4 protein-coding genes are annotated in these 6,874 nt (G+C 46.5%); all 4 read left to right on the forward strand.

The window, feature by feature from the left end; genetic code table 11:
* The first annotated feature begins 55 nt into the window (after positions 1 to 55).
* The 4 genes from QT987_RS02095 to QT987_RS02110 all read left to right on the forward strand — a co-directional run bounded on the left by QT987_RS02095 (position 56) and on the right by QT987_RS02110 (position 6,615).
* Positions 56 to 511 (forward strand): hypothetical protein, encoded by a 456-nt coding sequence (locus tag QT987_RS02095; RefSeq protein WP_333236861.1) that lies wholly within the window; start codon positions 56 to 58, stop codon positions 509 to 511.
* A gap of 228 nt (positions 512 to 739) precedes the next feature.
* On the forward strand, positions 740 to 2,806 hold the full coding sequence (locus QT987_RS02100; protein ID WP_333236864.1) for a hypothetical protein: 2,067 nt from the start codon (positions 740 to 742) through the stop codon (positions 2,804 to 2,806).
* 109 nt (positions 2,807 to 2,915) lie between these two features.
* Complete coding sequence (locus QT987_RS02105) at positions 2,916 to 3,668, forward strand: hypothetical protein (protein WP_333236866.1); 753 nt, start codon at positions 2,916 to 2,918, stop codon at positions 3,666 to 3,668.
* Between the two features lie 565 nt (positions 3,669 to 4,233).
* Positions 4,234 to 6,615, forward strand: coding sequence for an ATP-binding protein (locus tag QT987_RS02110; protein WP_333236869.1), 2,382 nt, complete (start codon positions 4,234 to 4,236; stop codon positions 6,613 to 6,615).
* The last annotated feature ends 259 nt before the right edge of the window (positions 6,616 to 6,874 follow it).

Consider the following 6,874-nt stretch of genomic DNA (forward strand, 5'->3'; position numbering starts at 1 on the left):
AAGCTAAGTGTCGGTTTTCCAAAAAAACAATACATCATATCATACTTTTGTATACTTGCAAAATCGGGATGCTCCCGGCAAAATTCCCGGCACAAATGACCCCGACCCCGGCATTAAAGTTAAAGGCAGTGCCAAAGTTCCTACAACTGCTTGGATGGGTTCCTTGATGATGGAATCAGAGTTTGGTAAAGCTTCCCTGGTCGAACTTGCCCAACTCGTTCCCAACACCATCTATTCAGGAAAAACCCGCTCTGGAGTCTATATCTCTCACATCTCAGAACCCAGAGAAATAAAAAGAGGAGTTTGGGAAATAGATGTAATTGCTACTCGCGTAGTGCTAGAGCAAGGCATTGGAGAAAGCCGAGAACAGTTTAATCGAACTTTCACCGTCAAAGCCGTAGAAATTCCTAAATCCCCTCTCAAAGAAAACGCTAATGAATTAGAGAAGACTATTCACTCTTTGAGAGCAGCCGGATTAGAAATTTCCCGAATTGTCGAATTCAAACCTTAGAGGGGGAGGGGGAAGGGGAAGGGGAAGGAAAAACAGGGAAGGGGAAAGGAGTACCGCCCCTACAGAAACTGATTTGTTTGTACTTCACTTACCTGAAAAGTGCTGTATATGAACTTCAAGCGGTTGTATTTTAACAACAAAGAAGTCCTAATTTTCTGCTCTGTCCCCCTCACATACAAGCCAATCATTTGTTAATTAACCATCGTAATAAGCAACAAGAGAGTAGCCATGAGTAACAGACAAGAATCTTCAAAAAATTCTCATCAAACAAAGTTGACAGCCGCAGAAATTGAGCAAAATAATTCACTCCCTCTTGATAGCGAAAGTATCGTTAATAACGATAATAGCAAGATGTCAGAAGATAACTTTTCCCCTTCGCCTCCCCCTTCCAAAAAAGATAATTTTTCCCCTCCCCCTTCCCCTTCCCCTTCCCCTTCCCCCTCGAAAGATGATGATATTGATGAAAACTTCATTGCTAACTTTGACCCCAATGCACCCCTAACACTTGAAACTCAATATCAACTCGCTCAAGATGAGGAAAGACCACTGCCCCCGCCTGTTTCCGAAAGAGGCGTTCCTAGAGCAGTGACAATGCTGCTGTTGACTGGGGGAATACTATTGCTAGGACTGCTGATTTGGCAATTTATCAAGCCTAAATCACCTCGCGAACCTATCGCACAATCAACACCAAAAGAAAGCTCTTCTCCCACCATTAAAGATGAAAAACCGGAGTTGCTGGCTAAATTAGCTTACCAAGACCAACAAAAACTGTTAGCCGAAAAACCGCAAAAAACCGCAAAACCCAAAACAGAACCGTCGCCCAAACCGTCAAGAGCCCCACGAAATCCGCGAACTCCGCGTCTAGTCGCTACCCGGAGCGCTGCACCGCCACCTACTCCTCTACGCGAACCCCTACCCGCACCCAGAACAGTAGTGCGGACGGTAACAGTACCCGCACCCATACCGCAAAGAACACCCGCGCCCCCACCAGCCCCCATACCCAAACCGTTAATACCCCCACCTTTAATTCCAACTCCAAGAGAAGAAAAAATCGACCCGTTTGAGCGGTGGAACCAACTCGCTCAACTCGGACAAATTAGGGGAAATTTTGACCCTAACCGAATAGCGAATGCCGTGAGTGCAACACCAAGCACTCCAGCGACAACAAGTGCTACCGCCGCCGCTCTGACAAAGCCAGCTCCAACAACTGAATTCCTAACTGTCAATATCGGCAACCAAAAGTCGCAACCCTCATACGTTTCTTTCGAGCAAATCCCAGAAAAACTATATAGCCACCCAAATAACGCCAGCGGGGAAAGGCTACACCCGGAGTTTCCTGCAGGAGAGGACAGCCTCGAAACCACCGACAACTCCCAAAACTCAACTAACCAATTAACTCCGGCTGCCCTTTCTCCCCAAACAAGTTCCGATTTTACCGATAACCCAATCGAGACTGCGACTCGACTGAGCGAGTCCCAAACATCCTTGCCCGATACAGAATTTCAAACCCTTTCCCCAGAAACTGCTCCAGAAGCAGAAGCCTTAACAAATTCCCCAACCGCAGAACAAGTCAACTCTCCAGGGGTAAAAGGCATTCTCAACCGCACGCCCCAAACGGGCTCAACCTCCCAAACAGCTCAGGTTCCCCTGGGCACCACAGCCAACGGCGTAGTTTCGATTCCCCTGCTGTGGGATGAAAGCTCAAACAAACACCAGGGAGACAAATTTGCCGTCACCCTCACAGACAACGTAACGGCAACTAACGGCTTTATTGCTTTTCCAGCCGGCACAGTTGTCATTGCCAAAGCCAGCACCGTCAGCAAAACCAATCGCATGGTACAAGCTAGTGCTGTGGCGATTGTCTACTCTGATAGAAACGGTCAGATTAAACAGCAGCCCATTCCAGAAGGCGCAATTTTGATTGCAGGAGAGGGCGGGCGGCCGTTGATTGCTTCAGGCTACTTCGACCCAGGTTCCGATGTTGCCGGACAGGATATCCTCACCGCAGTGCTGTCGGGAGTTGGACGAGTCGGTCAAGTGTTCGCAGAGCCTAAAGTCAGGAGCTCTAGCAGTATTAGCGGTAGGTTTGGGGGCAGTACAACCACCGTTGAAAGTCGAGACCCCCAAATTTGGTCAGCCGTCCTCGATGGCTTCTTCAGCCCCCTGGCAAAACGGATGGAAAGCCGCTCAGATAGAGCAACTGAAGAACTTTTAAACCGCCCCAATGTAGCTGTGGTTAATAAAGGAACCCCGGTTTCTATTACTGTTAACAGCTTTCTCAACATTTACCGATAACCAAACCGTCGGTAAACGGTTAAGTCGCCCCAACGCGACTGCGGCGATTAGTAAAGGAAATCCCCGTTTCTACTGTCAACAATTTTCTCCACATCAACGAATAACTGCCATGACGAATCGCATCCAATCCCCAAGAATGCTTTCCCTCGGAGGGCTTTTGTTCACAGCAGTGTTCGCTACTGCAAGCTACCCCGACTGTGCTTTTGCTCAATCAAGAGTAACAGGCTATCAAACTGTGGGTCGAGATATTGCCGTCAATAGTGCGATCGATATTTTAGTCTATCCCGGTCGCGCGAGTACGATCGACTTCAGCTCAACCGATGAAGCTCTCGCCTACGTTTTAATTGCCGACCCCTCAAAAATAGTTTTCAGCACCGACGCACAGTTGGCAAGCGGCCAAGCCAAAACTGTTTTCTTGCGTCCCATTCAAGCGCTCAATTTTCCGGGAGCTACCACAGCTACCATCACTAACCTTTCAATCAAAACTGTAGATTCAAAAGGGAAACAGCGACTTTACAACTTCAACATCGTTCCTACCAACAAAGAACCAGAACACTTAGGAATTCGCATCGCTCCCGTCACCCCAAGAATGGAGCCGACTGTGAACGTTGATAGAGGTCGCGCCCCCGCAGCATCAGATGTTGAAAAAGGATTGCTGATTGCCATTCAAAAAGGCTACACAGCAGCCAGCGACCCAGTAGTCTACAGCGTGCGACAATTTTTAGCTCTAGTAAGAAACCACAATCTATCGGCGGCCGATGCTGCTGCACGAGCCGGAGTAGACTTGTCTGTGATTGTCGAGCTAGCCAAAATAGCTTTTGAAGAATCAAACTACCGTTCACACAAACCTACTCATATCTAACCAATGTTAGACAGAGTTAGGTAAGTGCATTCGTTCCGGAGTCAAGCACAAAGCGGGAGCAACGGCAATCCCATCAATTTAAAATCTCAAATCTCAAATCTCAACTTGTTCCAATTACCCATTACCCATTACCCATTACCAGTCTAGAGCGGCTTTAAGTACGCAACTTGGGTTAGTTGAGATGCAAATCCTCTCCTCAATACTGCCAAGCGGGAGCCAGTGTCGCTAACCGCTCGCTCTGAGAACTTATGGCTTTTGACTGATTCAGATTCGTTTGAGGCTGCGCTATTAATAGGAATTAGTCAAACAGCATAACGAGACCGAGCGGGGATGGTGAATGAGGAGAGGAGAACTCTTCTACTTCTGGTGTTACTCCCCTCTGAAGAAGAACGTTTTTTTCCTCATTCCCACTCTCTTTTTTTAACCAATGTTCCGCCCAAAAAGCTCAGTTCAAAAAAAGTCTGCCCTCCCGCTGCGCGTTGTGCTTACAGTCCCCAACGCTCTCCTGATTTCGACTTTACTATGTCTGACGGGATGGCTTTCTTTTCAAACAGGGCGGCAGACAATGAATGACTTAGTTGCACAGCTATTGGCAGAAGCAACGAGCCGCATCTGGGACCGCCTTGACAACTACTTAAAAGAACGGGTTGGGAAAGGAGAAGGGAATTATAATAAAATGCAAACTGGTTCGGTGAACCAACTTCGCCCAAGTCAAACAGCCGGAGTCACAATCAAACCAAATGGGAAAAGAAATGGGTCAGACTCTCCAAAAACAATATTGCCTCAACAAAAAACAAATCCTGCTTTTCCCACCCCAACCTCAACATTCAACTTGCACGATTTCCACATCAGCCCTAACTGTCAAGCCTTTATCTTAGACCGAGAGGGACATTTAGTTGCTTGGAACGAGGTAACTGAACTAAAACCGTCTATTTCTGTTGACTCCCAGCAGCGAATTCGCGCCCAAGCTCTGCAACAAAAAGTAATCCAGCTTTCAACAGAGTATTTGCTTAAACATTATGGCAGCCTCGCTGCTATTAACAGCAGCCAAAATCTTAACTTTACTGCCAGCAACTCTAGATACTTACTGCAAGTCAGACCTTTTGAAAACTCTTCAAGCTTAAACTGGCTGATTGTAGCAGTTGTCCCTGAAACCGATTTTACGGACAAAGTTCAGGCTAACACCCGCAACACTATTTTGCTCGTAATGCTGGCTTTGGTTCTTTCTATCTGCCTTTTGCTGTCCATTTCCCTAAGAATAGAACAGCGGCTGCTGCGGTTAATTTCGGCAACAGAGGCGATAGCTGGTGGCGACTTCGACTCAACAGTTTCAGGTAGCGGCGTTGCCGAACTCGAAGCCCTAGCCTGTGCTTTCAAGCGCATGAATTTCCAGTTAAAAGCATCTCGCCAGCGGTTAGAAGAATATTCTGGCGATTTAAAGCGGCAAGTTGCACAGAAAACAAAGGAACTAAAACAAGCTAAAATTGCCGCCGAAAGTGCCAATCGCGCTAAAAGTACCTTTCTGGCTAATATGAGCCACGAACTGAGAACGCCTCTGAATGCGATTATCGGCTTTGCCCACCTCCTTGTAAACTCTAAAAAAACTGCACCGGAACAGCAGTCGAGTTTAGATATTATCAATCGCAGTGGCGAGCATTTGTTGAAACTAATCAACGATATTTTGTCGCTGTCTAAGATTGAAGCTGGTCAAATTACCCTCGAATCAAATGCTTTTGACCTGTACAGTTTGCTCAATGATATAGAAGGGATGTTCCAACTCAAAACTCAATCGTCGGGGTTGCAACTTGTTTTTGAACGCAGTTCAGATGTACCGCAATACGTCCGAACTGATGAAAGCAAGCTGCGCCAAGTTTTGATTAATCTGTTGGGTAATGCTGTTAAATTTACTGAGGCGGGTAGGGTGAAGCTGACTGTAAAATGCCTTCAGTTGCTGGCAAAAAAACCGCTATCCAAATTCTTTCTCCAGTTCTCTGTGAAGGATACAGGCCCAGGCATTGCCCCTGACGAGGTTAGCCGTTTGTTCAAGCCGTTCGTGCAAGCGGATGCTGGCAGAAAATCGCAAACGGGAACGGGTTTGGGATTGCCAATCAGTAACTCTTTTGTGAAGCTGATGGGTGGTGAAATTAAGGTCAAAAGTTCTGTGGGGAAAGGAACGGTTTTTAGTTTTTACGTTAAAGTCAGTCATGCTACTGAGAGCGAAGTTTATGACAGACTGCCGCAAAAACGAGTGAAGGGGTTGACACCTAACCAACAAAATTATCGCATTCTGGTAGCGGACGATGAGTCGGCAAATCGGTTGCTGCTAACTCAGATATTGAAGTCGGCTGGCTTTCTTGTGTGGTTCGCGGATAACGGAATTAAGGCTGTTAAATTGTGGCGAAAGTACAAGCCGCATTTAATTTGGATGGATTTGAGGATGCCTGCTCTAGACGGCTTTCAAGCTGCTCAAAAAATTAGAACTCTGCCTAACGGTTCTAACACTAAAATTATTGCTTTGAGCGCTAATGCTTTTGTTAAAACCCAGGAACTCGCCATGTCGAACGGCTTCGATGACTTTGTTGCCAAACCGTTCCGAGAAACAGTAATTTTTGAGAAGATGGCGCTTCATTTGGGTGTTCGCTATATCTATGAAGAGGAGTCGCCGAGGAAGTCCGAACAGGATGAGCACGTTGTGCAACTGACTCCTGAGTCGCTGTCTGTGTTGCCGAGAAAGTCGATTGAGAAGCTTTATAAAGCAGCCGCTTGTGGAGACGAGCAAGCGGTAAGGCTGTTGATTGAGCGAATTCCCCTGTCGCAGAAGTCTCTTGCTGCGGCTTTGACTAAATTAGTTGACAATATGAGCTTAGATATTATCAGCGATTTGACTCAGAATTGCATTTCGGCTGATTGTACGATCGCAAAATCCCAAGATGGTTCTCAAAGTTAACTCCCTGTTTAGAACCCGTATCTCAGATATCGATATATGAAGTTCAACCTTAGTCTATCGCCAAATCCCAAGACTATTCTCAAAGTTAACTCGGTTTTGAGAATCGTACCTCAGATATCGATATATGACGTTTACCGAGTGCATTTCGGTAGATTAGGCGAGCTCACCATCCCAAGACTGCGATCAAAGTTAACTCTGTGTTTACAACCCGTACCTCAGATATCGATATATGACGTTCGGCAGATTGTACGATCACCAA

It is taken from the genome of Microcoleus sp. SVA1B4, from assembly GCF_036700545.1.
GTDB lineage: Bacteria > Cyanobacteriota > Cyanobacteriia > Cyanobacteriales > Microcoleaceae > Microcoleus.

Coding starts and splice junctions, on each gene's coding strand:
- QT987_RS02100 (WP_333236864.1), top strand. CDS start 740: ATGAGTAACAGACAAGAATCTTCAAAAAATTCTCATCAAACAAAGTTG.
- QT987_RS02105 (WP_333236866.1), top strand. CDS start 2,916: ATGACGAATCGCATCCAATCCCCAAGAATGCTTTCCCTCGGAGGGCTT.
- QT987_RS02110 (WP_333236869.1), top strand. CDS start 4,234: ATGAATGACTTAGTTGCACAGCTATTGGCAGAAGCAACGAGCCGCATC.